The 17,653-nt window shown below is 71.4% G+C and carries 19 protein-coding genes; 12 read left to right on the top strand and 7 right to left on the bottom strand.

The annotated features are described in order from the left end of the window. Positions 1-4 precede the first annotated feature (4 nt). Together ACIPLC_RS28950 and ACIPLC_RS28945 are read right to left on the bottom strand one after the other, a co-directional pair. Positions 5-1,036, bottom strand: a complete 1,032-nt coding sequence (locus ACIPLC_RS28950) for a cysteine synthase family protein (protein ID WP_400475966.1) — start codon at positions 1,034-1,036, stop codon at positions 5-7. A gap of 32 nt (positions 1,037-1,068) precedes the next feature. Next, a complete protein-coding gene (locus ACIPLC_RS28945; protein ID WP_400475965.1) occupies positions 1,069-1,581 on the bottom strand; it encodes a hypothetical protein in 513 nt (170 codons plus the stop codon). 52 nt (positions 1,582-1,633) lie between these two features. Between ACIPLC_RS28945 and ACIPLC_RS28940 the strand changes: the two genes are divergently transcribed. Further along, the gene (locus ACIPLC_RS28940) at positions 1,634-1,885 is read left to right on the top strand and encodes a hypothetical protein (protein ID WP_400475964.1); all 252 of its coding nucleotides are present in this window, start codon (positions 1,634-1,636) and stop codon (positions 1,883-1,885) included. Between the two features lie 250 nt (positions 1,886-2,135). Here the strand turns inward: ACIPLC_RS28940 and ACIPLC_RS28935 are convergent, their stop codons facing one another. From ACIPLC_RS28935 to ACIPLC_RS28915, 5 genes are all read right to left on the bottom strand, one after another. Next, positions 2,136-3,170 carry a sugar ABC transporter substrate-binding protein gene (locus tag ACIPLC_RS28935; protein ID WP_400475963.1) on the bottom strand — a complete coding sequence of 345 codons (1,035 nt, stop codon included), beginning with the start codon at positions 3,168-3,170 and terminating at the stop codon, positions 2,136-2,138. A gap of 80 nt (positions 3,171-3,250) precedes the next feature. Then, positions 3,251-3,964, bottom strand: a complete 714-nt coding sequence (locus ACIPLC_RS28930; RefSeq protein ID WP_400475962.1) for a FadR/GntR family transcriptional regulator — start codon at positions 3,962-3,964, stop codon at positions 3,251-3,253. 133 nt (positions 3,965-4,097) lie between these two features. Further along, positions 4,098-5,129, bottom strand: coding sequence for an ABC transporter permease (locus tag ACIPLC_RS28925; RefSeq protein ID WP_400475961.1), 1,032 nt, complete (start codon positions 5,127-5,129; stop codon positions 4,098-4,100). Next, a complete protein-coding gene (locus ACIPLC_RS28920) occupies positions 5,113-6,669 on the bottom strand; it encodes a sugar ABC transporter ATP-binding protein (protein WP_400475960.1) in 1,557 nt (518 codons plus the stop codon). The genes ACIPLC_RS28925 and ACIPLC_RS28920 overlap by 17 nt, the downstream gene beginning before the upstream one ends. An 80-nt stretch (positions 6,670-6,749) precedes the next feature. Then, entirely contained in the window at positions 6,750-7,796 is a 1,047-nt protein-coding gene (locus ACIPLC_RS28915; RefSeq protein WP_400475959.1) for a sugar ABC transporter substrate-binding protein, read from the bottom strand. Between the two features lie 513 nt (positions 7,797-8,309). Here ACIPLC_RS28915 and ACIPLC_RS28910 point away from each other — a divergent pair. The 11 genes from ACIPLC_RS28910 (at position 8,310) to ACIPLC_RS28860 (ending at position 17,536) form a co-directional block, all read left to right on the top strand. Next, the gene (locus tag ACIPLC_RS28910) at positions 8,310-9,161 is read left to right on the top strand and encodes a fumarylacetoacetate hydrolase family protein (protein WP_400475958.1); all 852 of its coding nucleotides are present in this window, start codon (positions 8,310-8,312) and stop codon (positions 9,159-9,161) included. Positions 9,162-9,172: 11 nt separating this feature from the next. Then, positions 9,173-10,513 (top strand): L-fuconate dehydratase, encoded by a 1,341-nt coding sequence (locus ACIPLC_RS28905; RefSeq protein ID WP_400475957.1) that lies wholly within the window; start codon positions 9,173-9,175, stop codon positions 10,511-10,513. After that, positions 10,510-11,271: an SDR family NAD(P)-dependent oxidoreductase gene (locus ACIPLC_RS28900; RefSeq protein WP_400475956.1), complete on the top strand. Its 762-nt coding sequence runs from the start codon at positions 10,510-10,512 to the stop codon at positions 11,269-11,271. Before ACIPLC_RS28905 ends, ACIPLC_RS28900 begins: the two co-directional genes overlap by 4 nt. Then, positions 11,268-12,266 (top strand): aldo/keto reductase, encoded by a 999-nt coding sequence (locus tag ACIPLC_RS28895; protein WP_400475955.1) that lies wholly within the window; start codon positions 11,268-11,270, stop codon positions 12,264-12,266. Before ACIPLC_RS28900 ends, ACIPLC_RS28895 begins: the two co-directional genes overlap by 4 nt. Further along, positions 12,266-13,006, top strand: coding sequence for a (Fe-S)-binding protein (locus ACIPLC_RS28890; protein WP_400475954.1), 741 nt, complete (start codon positions 12,266-12,268; stop codon positions 13,004-13,006). Before ACIPLC_RS28895 ends, ACIPLC_RS28890 begins: the two co-directional genes overlap by 1 nt. Then, positions 13,003-14,454 carry a LutB/LldF family L-lactate oxidation iron-sulfur protein gene (locus ACIPLC_RS28885; RefSeq protein WP_400475953.1) on the top strand — a complete coding sequence of 484 codons (1,452 nt, stop codon included), beginning with the start codon at positions 13,003-13,005 and terminating at the stop codon, positions 14,452-14,454. Before ACIPLC_RS28890 ends, ACIPLC_RS28885 begins: the two co-directional genes overlap by 4 nt. After that, entirely contained in the window at positions 14,451-15,104 is a 654-nt protein-coding gene (locus tag ACIPLC_RS28880) for a lactate utilization protein C (RefSeq protein WP_400475952.1), read from the top strand. Before ACIPLC_RS28885 ends, ACIPLC_RS28880 begins: the two co-directional genes overlap by 4 nt. Next, on the top strand, positions 15,101-15,412 hold the full coding sequence (locus ACIPLC_RS28875) for an L-rhamnose mutarotase (protein ID WP_350875992.1): 312 nt from the start codon (positions 15,101-15,103) through the stop codon (positions 15,410-15,412). The genes ACIPLC_RS28880 and ACIPLC_RS28875 overlap by 4 nt, the downstream gene beginning before the upstream one ends. Continuing rightward, on the top strand, positions 15,409-16,302 hold the full coding sequence (locus ACIPLC_RS28870) for an amidohydrolase family protein (RefSeq protein ID WP_400475951.1): 894 nt from the start codon (positions 15,409-15,411) through the stop codon (positions 16,300-16,302). Before ACIPLC_RS28875 ends, ACIPLC_RS28870 begins: the two co-directional genes overlap by 4 nt. A 78-nt stretch (positions 16,303-16,380) precedes the next feature. After that, positions 16,381-17,076: a FadR/GntR family transcriptional regulator gene (locus ACIPLC_RS28865; protein WP_400475950.1), complete on the top strand. Its 696-nt coding sequence runs from the start codon at positions 16,381-16,383 to the stop codon at positions 17,074-17,076. Positions 17,077-17,368: 292 nt separating this feature from the next. Continuing rightward, positions 17,369-17,536 carry a hypothetical protein gene (locus ACIPLC_RS28860; RefSeq protein WP_400475949.1) on the top strand — a complete coding sequence of 56 codons (168 nt, stop codon included), beginning with the start codon at positions 17,369-17,371 and terminating at the stop codon, positions 17,534-17,536. Positions 17,537-17,653 lie beyond the last annotated feature (117 nt).

Here is a 17,653-nt window from a genome sequence, read left to right as displayed (position 1 = left end):
GGTATCAGTTCCTGCGGAGTTTGGTCAGCGTCTCGTCGATCCCGGCTTCGACCGCCGGGTCGAGGAGGTCGCGGGCGGTCATCCAGTCGTCGTTGAAGACGGTGTCCATGTACTTCTCGCCTCCGTCGTTGATGAAGGCGACCATAACGGCGTCGGGCGGCAGTTGGCCGAGGCGGTCGAGGGCCTCGTACACGACGCCGCCGGCGGAGCCGCCGATGAGCAGGCCGGTGCGGCGGGCGACGGCGCGGGCGGTGGCGAAGGCCTCGATGTCGCCGACCTTGACGCCTTCGTCGATGAGGTCGTAGTCGACGAGCAGGCCGATGGTGGCGCCTTCGGGGGTGCCGGTGCCGGACTGGTAGTAGTCGTGGGCGGGCGGGCCGAAGGCGATCGAGCCCTTGGGTTCGACGCCCACGACGGCGACGTCGGGCACGGACTTCTTGAGCTCGCGGGCGGTGCCGCAGAGTCCGCCGCCGGTGCCGACGGCGCCGATCAGTACGTCGACCCGGTTGTCGAGGGCCTGGGCGATCTCGCGGCCGACGGCGTAGTAGCCGACCGCGTTGCTGGGGTTGTTGTGCTGTTCGGTGAAGAAGGTGTTGTCCTTGCCGCGGGCCATGTCCTCGGCGAGTTCCTCGCGGGCGGCGGTGTGGAGTTCCTCGCCGTCGGTGTCGGCGTCGACGTAGACGAGTTCGGTGCCCATGGCCTTCATGCCGCGCAGTTTGTCGGCGGCGGCGTGGTTGTCGACGACGGCGGTGAAGCGGTAGCCGCCTTCGGCGGCGACGACGGCGAGTCCGAGGCCGGTGTTGCCGGAGGTGGACTCGATGATGTGGCCGCCCTCGCGCAGGTCGCCGCGCTGCTCGGCGTCGAGGACCATCTGGCGGGCCATCCGGATCTTGGCGCTGCCGGTGGGGTTGTACATCTCCAGCTTGAGGAGCAGGCGGGCGCCGTTGTCGGCGCGGGCGAGTTCGAACAGCGGGGTGTAGCCGATGAGGTCGGATATCCGGCTGACCACCGGGGGGCGGTGCAGGGCGTCGGTCATGGTGGGGCTCCGTGGGGACGGCGGGGCGGGGGTCAGCGGTCGAGGCGCCAGCGCGGGCGCCCGGCGTCGTCGAGTCGGTCGATGACGACCTTGGGCGGCAGCGGGAGTTCGTGGAAGGGGGACTCGTTGGAGTCCATCTGGTAGCCGGCGGTGTTGGGGTAGACGAGCAGGTCACCCACGCGCGGCCGCGTGGGAAAGGCGACCTTGCGCCAGGTCAGCAGGTCGGAGTCCAGGCAGCTGGCCCCGCCCACGCACGCCGGGTACGGCTGCCCCGAGTGACCGGTGTGGCCGCCGAGCAGGAGGGGGTCGGGCAGGTGTTCGCTGTTGAACCACTGCTCGGACAGGCTGAGGCTGGTGCCGTTCACGGTGACGATCCCGTACCCGGTGCGGTCCTTGACGCCCTGGACGCGGAACACCGACGATCCGGCGCGGTCCAGCAGGGCGCGACCGGGCTCCAGCAGCAGCGTCACCGCGGCTTGCCGCAGCCGCTCGGCGAGGCTCGCGCCGTCGCCGCCGGGGCTGGCGAGGATCGCGCGCAGCGCCAAGCGGTGGCGGGCCGACGTCCGCGCGTACGGCTACCCGGACCTCACGGGCAAGGTGTGGGTCGTCACCTGGAACGAGATCGAGGGCTTCCTGAACAGCGACCTGGACGGCACCTTCGTCCAGGGCCACGGCGTGAAGCTGACCCACCGGGCCGCCAAGGGCCGCTACACCCTCGGTAGCGAGGGCCAGCAGGCCAAGTGGCGCAGGGGCGCCGGCTTCCCGAAGACCTTCTACGAGACCACGGACTCCGTCGGCGGCGCGTCCTACTGGGTCAACGGCGACGACATCCGGCTCCGCGAGTCCTGAGCACGACCGGACAGGTCGAACCTCCTGCGCCGGCCGACGATGGGCACACCGTTCGTCGGCCGGCGCCGCCAGGCCCGTGACCACGTGGGACGGGGAGGTGCCGTACGTCGGCATGAAGGGGGCTTCGACGGAAGGGACTCGGTGATGTCCCCGGTGAACGCCGGGGAGCAGTCAGTGGTGGTGCACGGACCGGAGTCCCGTCGTCCCGTTGTTGCGGTGGGTGCCGGCCTCCTTCTGGGGCACGCCTCGGTCAGCCCGTGGCGTGGTTGGCCCAGAGCGACGGGTCGTCGACGTTCTCCTTGGTGACCAGGGGAGCGGGGAGCTGGTCCTCCAGGCCGTTGGGCAGGGAGATGATGGTCGAGTGGTGGTCGGTGGGCCCGGGTTGGAAGTTCCTGCCTTCGGCAGCGGCCTTGGCGTAGTACAGGGCGTACTTGGCGTAGAGGTCGGCGGGCTGGGAGACGGTCGCGTCGATGTCGCCCTTGCGGATCGCGTCGAACTCCTGCGGGATGCCGTCGTTGGAGACGATGGTGATGTGGCCGGGTTGGCCGGCGGGCTTGAGCAGGCCCTTCTGGCGTAGGAGATCGAGGGTGGGCTGGAGGAAGACGCCGCCGGCCTGCAGGTAGATGCCGTTCAGGTCCCGGTTGGCGGCGAGGGTGGACTGGAGCTTGGCGGAGGCGATGTCGCCCTTCCAGTCGGTGGGCAGCGCGATCACCTGGATACCGGGGTAGTTGTGTTTCATGCAGGCGGCGAATCCCTCGGAGCGTTCGTATCCGTTGATGGAGGTCAGCGCGCCCTGGAGCTCGGCCACCTTGCCCTTGCCGCCGAGCTGCTTGCCGAGGAACTCGCAGGCCTTGGTGCCGTACGTCTTGTTGTCGGTACGGACCACCATGTAGACGCTGCCGTGCTCCGGTTCGGTGTCCACGCTGATCGTGTGGATGTTGGCACGGAACAACTCGGAGAGTGTCGAATCGGTGGTCATGGTGTTCTGCGGCGCCATGACGATGGATTTGGGATGTCGGGCGGCCAGTGAGTGGACGTTGGCGGTGAACGTCGCGTCGTCGCCGTCCGAACGGGTCGGGGGCAGGACACTCAGCTGCTGGTCGTTGATCTCCTGCTGGAGGTACTTCGCGTACGCCTTCCAGAAGTCGGAGTCGGCGCGGGGGATGTCGATGCCGATCTGGGGGCGGTTGCCGGGGTCATCAGTGCCACCGCAGGCGGTGAGGCAGCCGGCGAGCAACACGGCGATGCAGCCCGTGCAGGTGGTCCGGATGGTTCGGCTCTTCATGTGTCAGACCGTCCTGGGTCGTGGGGGCCTTGCGCGCTGAGGGGGAGGGGAACGGATGTACGGGATTCGGCACGTCGCCGTCAGGCGATGGCGTCGAGGTCCGGGGGGTCGAGGTCCGGGGGGTCGGTGCCGGCGGCCAGCCAGTCCTCGACGGCGGCGACGTGCACGGTGCTGGCACTGGCGGCCAGGACGGCGTCGTGGTCGACCAGGGCCCGCCAGATGGCCTCGTGTTCGCGGTGGGCCTGCTCGCGGGCAGGGGTGTCGTGCGTACCGCGTACGATGCGCAGCCGCTGGGTGTGGGTGGAGAGGATGCCGAGCAGGGTGGACAGCACGGGGTTGCCGACGGCATCGGCGATGGTGCGGTGGAACTCGATGTCGAGCTCGATGAACTCCTCGATGCCGGCAGCCGCAGCGCTCCGGTCGAGGACGGCCCGCAGCGTTCGCAGGTGGTCGTCGGTGAGCAGGCCGGCGGCGAGGGCGGTGACCTGCGGCTCCAGCAGGCGCCGTACCTGGAGGAGTTGCCGGGCCGTGTGCCCGTGGGAGACGTCGGAGGCGAAGGCCATGGCTTCCAGCAGGAGGTGTGGCTCCAGGCCGGAGACGTAGGTGCCGTCGCCCTGCCGGGGGACGAGGATCCGCATCGCGGTGAGCGCCCGGACGGCCTCGCGCAGCGAGTTGCGGGACAGCCCGAGCTGGTCGGCGAGGTCGGCCTCGTTGGGGAGTCTCGCGCCGGGCAGCAGGGCGCCGGAGACGATCATTTCCTTGATCTTCTCGATGGCCTGGTCGGTCACCGCCATGGTGTTCGCCTCCTGCGTGCGGGCATGGGAGTGCTGGTCGGTCGAGTGGGCGGGGAGGGGGAGGCCGAAGCGGCGCGACCGGTTCCCGCGGAGTTGGTCGCGCCGCTTCGGTGGCTCTCGGGCCGGGGGCCCGTCACTCCTGTTTCTCGCCCGAGGCGAAGCGGGAGATGATCAGCGCGACGATGATGATCGCGCCGTTGAGGAACTGGTTCCACAGCGGCGGCACGCCCGCGAGGGTCATGACGTTGACCACGAGCTGGAGGGTCAGCACACCGGTCAGGGCACCGAAGAGGGTGCCGCGGCCGCCGTTGAGGCTGACGCCGCCGATGACGGTGGCGGCGAAGACCTGGAAGATCCACCCGTTGCCCTGGTCGGCGGAGATGGAGCCGTAGTGGCCGGTGTAGAGGACGCCGGCGAAGGCGGCCAGCAGGCTGCCGAGGATCAGCACGGTCCAGGTGATCCGGTCGACCCGGATGCCGGCGGCGCGGGCGGCCTCGGGGTTGCCGCCGATCGCGTACAGGGCGCGGCCGTGGCGGAGCCAGGCGAGGGCACAGCCGCCGGCCAGGAAGAGCAGGGCGCAGACCCAGATCGCCGCGGGGACGCCGAGCCAGCTGGTGCTGCCGAGGTAGGTGAAGGAACCGGGCAGGTTGACGATCGACTGGCCCTGGGAGATCGCGACCTGGAGGCCGCGGAGCAGGGTGAGCGCGCCGAGGGTGACGATGAAGCCGTTGAGGCGCAGCTTGAGGATCAGGAACCCGTTGATCGCCCCGATGAGCGCGCCGACGGCCAGGCACAGCGGGATGGCCGTCCAGGAGGGAAGGAGCCCGAGGCCGTTGAAGCGCGCGCCGTGGTCGGGGAGGACCAGCCAGACGGCGATGACGGGGGCCACGCCGATCGTGGATTCCAGGGACAGGTCCATCCGGCCGACGACCAGGATCAGCGCCTCGGCCAGCACCAGCAGGCTCAGTTCGGTGGCCTGCTGGCCGACGCCCAGGAGGTTGTCGGTGGTGAGGAAGGCGGGTGAGACGACGAAGCCGATGACGCCGAGGACGAGCAGGACCGGTACGAGCGACAGGTCGCGGTAGCGGGCGAGGTCGAAGCGCCGGCCGGCCGGTGCGGTGCCGGCGGTGGTCGCGCGCGGGCTGACCTCAGTGGTGGGAGACATTGCGTTCCTTCGTGTCGGTCGGGCCGGACATGCCCTCCATGGCTGCGACCAGCTGTTCGTCGCTCCAGCCGTGCTCGAACTCGGCGACGACGCGGCCGTGGAACATGGCCACGACGCGGTCGCAGACCCGCAGGTCGTCGAGTTCGTCGGACACGATCAGAGCGCTCCTCCCGGCGTCGGCGACCTCGCGGACGGTGCCGAGCAGGAACTCCTTGGATTTGACGTCGACGCCGTTGGTGGGCCGGATGGCCACCAGGACGTGCGGCTCGGTGGCCAGGGCCCGCGCGATGACCACCTTCTGCTGGTTGCCGCCGGACAGTGCGGACACCGGGGCCGAGGGGCCGGGTGTCTTGATGTCGAGGTCGTCGATCATCCGCTCGGCGAAGGCCCGGGTACGGGAGGGCAGCACCGTGCCGAAGGGCCCGAGCTGGTCGGTGACGGTCAGGGTGGCGTTCTCGGCGACACTGCGCTGCGGGATGAGGCCCTGGAGGTGCCGGTCCTCGGGCACGAACCCGATGCCGGCCGCGAGAGCGGCGGGAACGCGCCCGGTGCGCACCGGGCGGCCCGCGACGGTGATCGTGCCGGCCTGCGGGCGGTGCAGACCGGCGATGGTCTCGCCGAGCCGGACGTTGCCGCTGGCGGCCGCGCCGGCCAGGCCCACGACCTCGCCGGCGTGCGCGGTCAGGGAGAAGTCCTGGTAGGCGCCGGCCAGGCTCAGGCCCGAGACGTCCAGCAGCGGGGCACCGTCGGGGCGCGTCCGGCCGGTCACCGACCAGGCGGGCCCGCTGTCCCGGGAGCTCTCGCCGGTCATCGCCTCCACCAGGGCCTGCTGGTCGAGTTCGGCGACTGGTGCGGTGACGATGTGCCGGGCGTCGCGGTAGACCGTGACGGTGGTGCAGAGGTCGTAGACCTCCTGCAGGTGATGGGAGATGAACAGGAAGGCGACGCCCTGTTCCTGCAGTGAGCGCAGCTTGTCGAAGAGCCGCTCGATGCCGCGCGCGTCGAGCTTGGCGGTGGGCTCGTCCAGGATGATGAAGCGGGCCCCGAAGGACAGCGCCCGGGCGATCTCGACGAACTGGCGCTGCTCGACACTCAGGTCCTCGGCGCGCGCGGTCGGGGCGACGTCCACGCCGTACTCGGCGAGCAGCTCGGTGGCGCGGCCGCGCAGCTGTTTCCAGCTGATCGGGCGCAGGGCGCCTTTGCTCTGCCGGTCCAGGAAGAGGTTCTCGGCGACGGTCAGCGCGGGGATGATGGTGGAGCGCTGGTAGACGCAGGCGATCCTGGACCGCCAGGCGTCGGTGTCACCGGGGGCCGGGGCCTGCTCGCCGTCGAAGCGCAGGGTGCCGGTGTCGGGGTTCTGCAGGCCGGTGAGGATCGACACGAGCGTGGACTTGCCCGCGCCGTTGCGCCCTACCAGGGCGTGCGACTCGCCGGGCGCGACCGAGATGCGGGCGTCGCTGAGGGCGACGGTGGCGCCGAAGCGCTTGCTGATCCCGTCGGCCTCGACGACGGGGCCCCGGACGGGGCTGGGGTCCGCCATGGCGGGGACGTCCTTTCCGCAGGATCCGTGCGTGGCGGCCCGGGAGGGGGCCGGGCCGCCACGCACGAGGGGTCGGTGGGCTACTTGCCTACGCCGTTGCCCCAGAGGGACTTGTCGTCGACGTTCTCCTTGGTGACCAGGGGAGCGGGGAGCTGGTCCTCCAGGCCGTTGGGCAGGGAGATGATGGTCGACTGGTGGTCGGTGGCACCGGGTTGGAAGGTCTTGCCCTCGGCCGCGGCCTGCGCGTAGAACAGCGCGTACTTGGCGTAGAGGTCGGCGGGCTGGGAGACGGTCGCGTCGATGTCGCCCTTGCGGATCGCGTCGAACTCCTGCGGGATGCCGTCGTTGGAGACGATGGCGATGTGGCCGGGCTGGCCGGCGGGCTTGAGCAGGCCCTTCTGCTGGAGCAGGGCGATGGTGGGCTGCAGGAAGACGCCGCCGGCCTGCAGGTAGACGCCGCCCAGGTCCGGTTCGGCGGCGAGGGTGGACTGGAGCTTGGCGGAGGCGACGTCGCCCTTCCAGTCGGTGGCCAGCTCGATCACCCGGATGTCGGGGAACTTCTCCTTCATGCAGGCGGCGAAGGCCTCGGACCGGTCGCGGCCGTTGACGGAGCTCAGCGCGCCCTGGAGTTCGGCGACCTTGCCCTTGCCGCCGAGCTGCTGGCCGAGGAACTCACAGGCCTTGGTGCCGTACGCCTTGTTGTCGGCGCGCACCACCATGTAGACGTTCCCCTTGTCGGGGCGGGTGTCGATGCTGACCACGGGGATCTTCTTGGCGGTCAGCTGGTCGAGGGTGGAGGCGATCGCGCCGGTGTCCTGCGGGGCCATGACGACGGCCTTGGCGCCGGTGTTCTGGAAGACCTGGACGTTGGCGACCAGCTTGGTGACGTCGTTCTGCGAGTTGCTCACCGGCAGGGTGTTGAGGCCCTGGGCGGAGGCGTCCTGCTTGATGTACTGCGCGTAGGAGTTCCAGAAGTCGGAGTCCGCACGCGGCAGGTCGATGCCGAGCGCCGGCTTGCCGCCGGCGGCGGAGTCCGTCGCGCTGCCGCGGTTGCAGGCGGTGGCGGCCCCCGCCAGGACGACTACGGCGGCGGCCGCGGCCGCGATTCTGGAGGAGCGAGGCTTCATGGTGCTGATCTCCTTGGCTGGGATGTCCGGGCTCCCCCGCGAGGGTGGGGAGCCGGTGTGGCGGGCGGCGGAGAGGCCTGTCCCCGGGAGGTGGAGCGGGGGTGGTTGAGCCGGACCTCCCTTCCCGGCCGTCATCCAGGAGGGAGGCCGTGGATGCGGCGGGTCGTGGCAGGCGCCGGATCGTGCTCCCCGCAGTCATCGGATGGCTTGCGATCACGAGGACCATACGAGCTTGGCACGTGACTGACAATAGGGAAACCTCGGACGGATCTCAACCGTAACGTCCGGGCCTTCGTTTCGGGTGACAGGGAGCCGTCATCTCCTTTCTGAGCTGGAGATTTGATGAACGGTTAGGAGATGTTCAGCTCCCGGCCCCCGATGGGCTCCGGCAGACATCGGAGGACTTCTTGCGGTGCGTGGCCGACACTCGTATGGTCAGGGCGTCGAGGATTCATCCGATGTGTGGGCCCGGTGAAGAGCCCCGGCCCGCAGACCTATGGCAGGAGTCAGGGCATGAAGCTAGTGCGGATCGGACCGGCGGGAGAAGAGGCTCCGGCAGCCCTCGGCGACGACGGCCGGGTCTTCGGACTCTCGGGCCTGACCGGTGACATCGACGGGGCGTTCCTCGCCTCGGACGGGATCGACCGCGCTCGCGCCGCCCTGGCCGCCGGAGAGCTCCCTGCGATCGACCCGGCCGGCCTGCGGATCGGCGCACCCGTCGCCCGGCCGGGCAAGGTCGTCTGCATCGGCCTCAACTACCGCGACCACGCGGAGGAGACCGGCGCTGCCGTCCCCGCCCGGCCGGTGGTCTTCATGAAGGACCCGTCCGCCGTGGTCGGCCCCCACGACCAGGTGCTGATCCCGCGCGGCTCGGCCAAGACCGACTGGGAGGTCGAACTCGCGGTCGTGATCGGCCGCGAGGCCCGCTACCTGGACTCGCCCCGACAGGCCCCCGCCCATGTCGCGGGCTACGCGATCAGCAACGACGTGTCCGAGCGGGAGTTCCAGCTCGAGTACTCCGGGCAGTGGGACCTCGGCAAGTCCTGTGAGACCTTCAACCCGCTCGGCCCCTGGCTGGTCACCCCGGACGAGGCCGGCGACGTGCAGGCCCTCGGCCTTCGTCTGGCCGTCAACGGCGAGCAGCGGCAGAGCGGCAGCACCAAGAACATGATCTTCGACGTCCCGTACCTGGTCTGGTACCTCAGCCAGTACATGGTGCTGCGGCCCGGAGACGTCATCAACACCGGCACCCCGGCCGGCGTGGCCCTGGGTCTGCCCGGCACCCCCTACCTGCGCGCGGGCGACACCGTCGAGCTGACCATCGACGGCCTCGGCATCCAGCGCCAGACCTTCTCCAACGCCTGAGAGGCACCACGTTGTCCGCAACCACAGCGCGGATCACCGCCGTCGACACCTACGACATCCGCTTCCCCACCTCGCGGGAGCTGGACGGGTCCGACGCCATGAATCCCGACCCCGACTACTCCGCCGCCTACGTCGTCCTGCGCGCCTCCACGGGCGGCCACGAGGGCCACGGGTTCACCTTCACCATCGGTCGCGGCAACGACGTCCAGGTCGCGGCCATCGACGCGCTGCGCCCGCACGTCGTCGGACGGTCCGTCGCCGAGCTGTGCGCCGACCCCGGTTCCCTGTACCGCGACCTGATCGGTGACAGCCAGCTGCGCTGGCTCGGCCCCGAGAAGGGCGTGATGCACATGGCGATCGGAGCCGTCGTCAACGCCGTCTGGGACCTCGCCGCCAAGCGTGAGGGCAAGCCGCTGTGGCAGCTGCTGGCCGACGCCGACCCCGAATGGCTGGTGTCCCAGGTCGACTTCCGCTACATCGCCGACGCGCTGACGCCCGATGAGGCCCTCGAACTGCTGCGCAAGGGCAGACAGGGCGCACCCGGGCGGGCCGCCGAACTCCTACGCCGTGGCTACCCCGCCTACACCACCTCGCCCGGCTGGCTCGGCTACAGCGACGAGAAGCTCACCCGCCTCGCCAAGGAGGCGGTGGCCGACGGCTTCACCCAGATCAAGCTGAAGGTCGGTGCCGACCTGGCGGACGACATCCGCCGCTGCCGCGCCGCCCGCGAGGCCGTCGGTCCGGACATCCGGATGGCGATCGACGCCAACCAGCGCTGGAACGTCGCCGAGGCGATCGAGTGGACGAACGAGCTCGCCGAGTTCGACCCCTACTGGATCGAGGAGCCGACCAGCCCGGACGACGTGCTCGGCCACGCCGCCGTCCGGCGCGGTGTCCACCCCGTCAAGGTCGCCACCGGCGAGCACGTGCAGAACCGCATCGTCTTCAAACAGCTGCTCCAGGCCGGCGCCATCGACGTCCTCCAGCTGGACTCGGCCCGGGTGGCCGGCGTGAACGAGAACCTCGCCATCCTGCTGCTCGCCGCCAGGTTCGGCGTCCCCGTGTGCCCGCACGCCGGCGGCGTGGGCCTGTGCGAACTCGTCCAGCACCTGTCGATGTTCGACTACGTCGCGCTCTCCGGCACCACCGAGGACCGCGTCATCGAGTACGTCGACCACCTCCACCAGCACTTCCTCGACCCCGTGGTCATCGACGGCGGCCGCTACCGGGCACCCACCGTGCCCGGGTTCTCCGCCACCATGCACCAGACCGCCATCGACACCTACACCTACCCCGACGGCACGTTCTGGGCAGCCGACCTGGCCGGCGGCGACAAGGAGGAGCGCTCATGACGACCGACCTCGACGGGCTCACCGCCCTGGTCACCGGCGGTGCCTCCGGCATCGGACTGGCCACCGCCCGGTTGCTCGGCGCACGCGGAGCGGACGTCGCCGTCCTCGACCTCGACCCGAGCGGCGTCCGCGCCCCGCTGCGCGGCTTCACCGCCGACGTCGCCGACGACCGCTCCGTACGCGAGGCCGTCCAGGCGGCGGCCGAGGCGCTCGGCGGGATCGACATCCTGGTCAACAACGCCGGCATCGGCGCCGCCGGAACCGTGGAGGACAACCCGGACGAGCAGTGGCACCACGTCCTGGACGTCAACGTGCTCGGCATCGTCCGCACCACCCGCGCCGCCCTGCCCCACCTGCGCCGCTCCGCCGCCGCCTCGGTGGTCAACACCTGCTCCATCGCCGCCACGGCCGGACTGCCCCAACGTGCGCTGTACTCGGCGAGCAAGGGCGCCGTCCACTCACTCACCCTGGCCATGGCAGCCGACCACGTCCGCGAAGGCATCCGGGTCAACTGCGTCAACCCGGGCACCGTCGACACCCCGTGGGTCGGCCGGCTGCTCGACGCGGCCGACGACCCGGCCGCCGAGCGCTCCGCACTCAACGCCCGCCAGCCCACCGGCCGGCTGGTCACCGCCGAGGAGGTCGCCGCCGCCATCGCCTACCTCGCCTCCCCGGCCGCCGCCAGCGTCACGGGCACCGCGCTCGCCGTCGACGGCGGCATGGCCGGCCTGCGCCTGCGACCGGAGCCACGCCCGTGAAGCCGCGCCACCACCCCCTCGGCCGCAGCGGGGTCCAGGTGACCGAACTCGCCTTCGGCGCCGCCGGCATCGGCAACCTGTTCACCCCGGTCACCGACGAGCAGGCCGGACAGGCCGTCACCGCCGCCTGGGAGTGCGGCGTACGGTACTTCGACACCGCCCCGCACTACGGCCTGGGCCTGTCCGAGCGGCGACTCGGCGACGCCCTGCGCGCGTTCCCCCGGGACCAGTACACGATCTCCACCAAGGTCGGACGCCTGCTGGAACCGGCCCCCTCCGGCGACGGCGACGACCTGGCCGACGGCTTCGCCGTGCCCGCCACCCACCACCGCGTCTGGGACTTCAGCGCCCGGGGTGTGCGCCGCTCCATCGAGGACAGCCTGGACCGGCTCGGCCTCGACCGGATCGACATCGCGTACCTGCACGACCCCGACGACCACGCCGAACAGGCACTCGCCGAGGCCTACCCGGAACTCGAACGCCTGTGCGCCGAAGGCGTCCTGGGAGCGATCGGCGTCGGCATGAACCAGGCCGGGCTGCCCGCCCGGTTCATCCGCGAGACCGACCTCGACGCCGTCCTGCTCGCCGGCCGCTACAGCCTCCTCGACCAGCAGGGCCTCGCGGAACTGCTGCCCCTGGCCCACCGGCGCGGCGTCGGCGTCGTGATCGGCGGCGTCTTCAACTCCGGCCTGCTCGCCGACCCGCGGCCCGGCGCCACCTTCGACTACACCGCGGCCCCCGCGGACCTGCTCACCAGGGCCACCGACCTCAGGGCCGTCTGCGAGCGGCACGGCGTCCCGCTGCGCGCCGCCGCCCTGAAGTTCCCGTTCGGGCACCCGGCGGTGGCGAGCGTACTGGTCGGCACCCGCAGCGCCGGCGAGGCCCGGGACGCCGCCGCCATGCTCGACCACCCCGTTCCGGCCGCGCTCTGGGCCGAGCTCAAGCACCGCGGACTGCTGCCCGCGGACGTCCCGACCCCCGGGGAGGTGGGCTGATGCGCATCGCCCTGTTCATCACCTGCTTCAACGACACCCTCTTCCCCGACACCGGCCGCGCGGTGGTGACGGTGCTGGAGCGGCTCGGCCACCGTGTCGAGTTCCCCCGGGAACAGACCTGCTGCGGCCAGATGCACTTCAACACCGGCTACCGCCCCGACGCCGTCCCGCTGGTGACCCGCTTCGCCCGGGCCTTCGCCGACTACGACGCCGTGGTCACGCCGTCCGCCTCCTGCGCCGGGATGGTCCGTGACAACCACCCCCTGCTCGCCGAACAGCACGGCACCGCCCCGCTCCTCCGACAGGTCACCGAACTGGTGCCCCGGGTGCACGAGTTCACCGAGTTCCTGACCGACGTCCTCGGCGTCACGGACGTCGGTGCCCGCTTCCCGCACCGCGTCGCCTACCACCCCACCTGCCACTCCCTGCGCGGCCTGCGCCTCGGCGACCGCCCGGACCGGCTGCTGCGCGCCGTCGAGGACATCGACCTGGTCGACCTGCCCGCGGCCGACTCCTGCTGCGGCTTCGGCGGCACCTTCGCCGTGAAGAACGCCGACACCTCCGCCGCGATGCTCGCCGACAAGAACGCCGCCGTCCTGGACAGCGGAGCCGAGGTCCTGTGCGCCGCCGACAACTCCTGCCTGATGCACATCGGCGGCGGACTGTCCCGCCGGGGCGCGACCGTGCGGACCCTGCACCTGGCCGAGATCCTCGCCGCCACCGAAGGAACCGCACGATGAACAAGCCCGGCAGCCGTGGCGTCGTCTGGCTCGGTTCCCCGGCCTTCCCCGACGCCGCCCGCGAGGCGCTCGGCAACAGCCGGCTGCGCGTCAATCTGAAACGCGCCACCACCACCATCCGCGACAAGCGGCTCGCCGTCGCCTCCGAGTTGGACGACTGGGAGCAACTGCGCGACGCCGCCGCCGCGATCAAGAACCGCACCGCACGCCACCTCGACCGCTACCTCGTCCAGCTGGAGGCCGCCGTCACCGCCGCGGGCGGCACCGTGCACTGGGCCTCGGACGCCGCCGAGGCCAACCGCATCGTCACCGAACTCGTGCGGGCCACCGGCGAACGCGAGGTCGTGAAGATCAAGTCCATGGCGACCCAGGAGATCGGCCTCAACGAGGCCCTCGCCGAAGCCGGGATCACCGCCTACGAGACGGACCTCGCCGAACTCATCGTCCAACTCGGCGACGACCGCCCCTCCCACATCCTCGTCCCCGCGATCCACCGCAACCGGACCGAGATCCGCGACCTCTTCCTCGCCGAAATGGCCCACTGGGGGCAGCCCGCACCGGAGAACCTCGGCGACGACCCGCGTGAACTCGCCGAAGCAGCCCGCCTGCACCTGAGGGAGAAGTTCCTCACCGCCAAGGTGGCCGTCTCGGGCGCCAACTTCGCCGTCGCCGAGACCGGCACGGTCGTCGTCGTGGAGTCCGAGGGCAACGGCCGGATGTGCCTCACGCTGCCCGAGACGCTGATCACCGTCATGGGCATCGAGAAGACCGTCCCCTCCTGGTCGGACCTGGAGGTCTTCCTCCAACTGCTGCCCCGTTCCTCCACCGGCGAGCGGATGAACCCCTACACCTCCACCTGGACCGGCACCACCGACGGCGACGGCCCCAGGGAGTTCCACCTGGTGCTGCTCGACAACGGCCGCACCGACACCCTCGCCGACGAGGTCGGACGGCAGGTGCTCGGCTGCATCCGCTGCTCGGCCTGCCTCAACGTCTGCCCCGTCTTCGAGCGCACCGGCGGCCACGCCTACGGCTCGGTCTACCCCGGACCGATCGGCGCCGTCCTCACCCCGCAACTGGTCGGCGTGGAGAACGCGGCGTCCCTGCCGTTCGCCTCCACGCTGTGCGGCGCCTGCTACGACGCCTGCCCGGTGAAGATCAACATCCCGGAGGTGCTGGCCCACCTGCGGGCCAAGACCGTCGAGAGCAGGCCGAGGGGAGCCGAGGCGCTGGCCATGAAGGCCGCTGCCACCGTCCTCGACTCCCCGCGCCTGCTCTCCGCGGCCCAGAAGGCCGCCGCGCTCGGCGGCAGGGCCCTCGCCAGGGAGGGGCGGATCGGCCGGCTGCCGGGCCCGCTGCACGGCTGGTCCGACACCCGCGACACCCCCGCACCTCCGGCGGAGTCCTTCCGCACCTGGTGGCGCAAGAACAGGGAAGGTGAACGATGAGCAGCCGTGAGGCGGTTCTCGGCCGCATCCGGGCGGCGCTCGCCGACGTCCCCGCCGGCGAACGGCCCGACGACGTCCCCGTACCCCGGACCTACCGCCGCAGCCACACCGAGCCGGGCGAGGACACCGTCGCCCTGTTCGCCGAGCGGGTCGCCGACTACCGCGCGAACGTCACCCGCACCGACCAGGCGGGCCTGCCGGCCGCCATCGCCGCCGCGCTCACCGCATCCGGGGCGAGCAACCTGGCACTGCCCAGCGGCTTTCCCGTCGAGCTGCTGCCGCCCGGCGACTGGCAGTGGCACCCGGAACCGCTGGACGTCCAAGCCCTGAACGCCTTGGACGGCGCCTGCACCCTCGCCGCCGCCGGCATCGCCGTCACCGGGACCATCGTCCTCGACACCGGCCCGGGCCAGGGCCGCCGCGCCCTCACCCTCGTACCCGACTACCATCTGTGCGTCATCCGCGCCGGACAGATCGCCGCCGACGTCCCCGACGCCCTCGCCCGCCTCGACCCCGCGCTGCCGCTGACCTTCATCTCGGGCCCTTCTGCCACCAGCGACATCGAACTCGACCGCGTCGAGGGCGTGCACGGCCCCCGCACCCTGCACGTCGTCATCGTCGACCACCCCACCCACCCGGAGCAGCCATGAGAGTCGCCCTGCACACCCGCCTCCGCCCGGACCGGATCGCCGAGTACGAGGCCGCCCACCGGGACGTGCCCGCCGAACTCGTCGCAGCCATCCGGGCTGCCGGCGCCACCTCGTGGACGATCTGGCGCAGCGGTTGCGAGCTGTTCCACCTGCTGGAGTGCGAGGACTACGCCCGGCTCCTCGCCGAACTGGAGCACCTCCCGGCCAACACCGCCTGGCAGGAGAGGATGGGCGAACTGCTCGACATCAGCCACGACTACTCGGACGCCGGCGCCGGGGCCGGGCTCCCGGCCGTGTGGGAACTGTGACCGGACGTCAGATCGTCGACGCGCACCACCACGTCTGGGACCTCGACAGGCGGCCGCAGCCCTGGATCAGCGGCGAGGCCCTCGCTCCCCTGGCCCGCTCCTTCACCGCCGTCGACCTCGCCCCCGAAGCCGCGGCGGCCGGAGTGGTCGCCACGGTCGTCGTGCAGACCGTCTGCGCCCCCGAGGAGACCCCCGAACTGCTGGCGCTGGCCGACGGCAGCGACCTGATCGCCGGCGTCGTCGGCTGGACCGACCTCACCGCCCCCGGCGTTGCCGACGCGATCGCCGCCCTGCGCGAACTCCCCGGCGGGGAACGGCTGGTGGGCATCAGGCACCAGGTCCAGGAAGAGCCCGACCCCGAGTGGCTGCTGCGCCCCGACGTCCAGCGCGGCCTGCTCGCCGTCGCCGGGGCCGGTCTCGCCTACGACCTCGTCGTCACGCCGCACCAGCTGCCCGCCGCCGCCCTCGCGGCCGCCCGGCTCACCGGCCTGACGTTCGTCCTCGACCACCTCGGCAAGCCCCCGATCGCCGACGGCACGCTCGCCCCCTGGGCAGCGGACCTGGGCCGCCTGGCCGCGCTGCCCAACACCGTGGGAAAGCTCTCCGGCCTGGTGACCGAGGCCGCCCCCGGCCGGTGGCGGACGGCGGACCTCAGGCCCTGCGTCGACACCGCCCTGGAGGCCTTCGGCCCGGAACGGCTCCTCTTCGGTTCCGACTGGCCGGTGTGCACCCTGGAGGCCGGCTACGCCGAGGTCACCCGGATCACCCGGTACCTCGTGGACGGGCTCAGCGCGGGGGAGGAGGACGCGGTGTTCCGGCACAACGCGGTCCGCGTGTACGGGCTCGGCGCACCGCGCCGGCCTGTGGAGGGGCGTGCTGAATGGTCTTGACCTGTCGCGATCAAGGCCAGCTCCGGGTGGGTGCCGGGGAGACTATGCTGCAGGGATCAGGACCAGGGAGGCAGCGGCGTGCCAGTCACCGACTCGGCGATCGAGAAGATCAAAGCCATGATCGTCAGTGGTGAACTGCGCCCCGGTTCGCGACTCCCGAAGGAGGCCGACCTGGCCGAGCGGCTCGGTCTGTCGCGCAACTCCCTGCGTGAGGCGGTGAAGGCTCTCTCGCTCATCCGGGTGCTCGACGTACGCCAGGGAGACGGCACGTACGTGACGAGTCTGGAGCCCAACCTGCTGCTGGACGCGCTGGGCTTCGTCGTCGACTTCCACCAGGACGACTCGGTGCTGGAGTTCCTGGAGGTCCGCCGCATTCTGGAGCCCGCCGCCGCAGCCATGGCCGCCCGAGTGATGCCGGACGCGGACATCGCCGCGCTCGGAGAGGTCCTGGAGAGCCTGAGTGACGACGCCCCCCTGCAAGAGCTGATCGACAACGACCTTGAGTTCCACCACAGGATCGCGGCCGGTTCGGGCAACACCGTCCTGTGCTCGCTCGTCGACGGTCTGTCCGGCCCGACCGCCCGGGCGAGGATCTGGCGCGGGCTGACCGAGGAAGGCGCGGTCGACCGGACCCGCCAGCAGCACCGCGCCATCCTCGACGCCATCGCCCACCGCCGCCCCGACGTCGCGCACGCCTGGGCGACGGTGCACGTGGCAGGCGTCGAGCAGTGGCTGCGGGACACCCTCGGCGCAGCCGGATCCTCGCTCGGCTGACCCGGGGCGGGTGCTCCAAGGGGCGCGACCTCCGTGTGGGCGGGTGCTGTGGACGAAGCCGCGGGATTGGTCTGCCGCCCGGCGAGGTGATGCCTGGCAGGACCTGGCCGCCGCCCAGGCCGCCGTCTACCGGGCCGCCCGCGTCGCAGCCCGCCGCGACCTCCCCCTCCTCCCCCTCCTCGTCGTCAGGCCGCACAGACCAACTGCCAGCCAACTGCCCTTCGGGAGGCGTCATCAGGTGGCGGGCGGCTCGTTGGTCCAGGTGCTTGACGCCCCGAAGAAGGAGAATCCCATGCCCGAGCCCGAAGAGTACGCCGACGAGCAGCCCGAACTGGTCGTCCACAGGGTCGCAGACCCGCAGGACGACGGCTCCGACCCCGTGGCGGATACTGCCGACCAGGCGCCGGGAACGCAGGCGCGCACGCGCGCCGGTGGCGTGATGGACCAGGGCCAGATGTAGCAGAGGCTGGGGACGGGTGGGCTGAGGTGACCCCCGGATTGTGGACACAGGGGTTTACGCCGCGAGTGAGAGTTTAGCCGTCGTGCGTTGCTGTTGTTCGAACTCCATCGGGGAGAG

This window comes from Kitasatospora sp. NPDC086801, assembly GCF_044745805.1.
Taxonomy (GTDB): domain Bacteria; phylum Actinomycetota; class Actinomycetes; order Streptomycetales; family Streptomycetaceae; genus Kitasatospora.
Note: the sequence above shows the minus strand (reverse complement) of the source record. Positions and strands in the feature narration are given on the sequence as shown.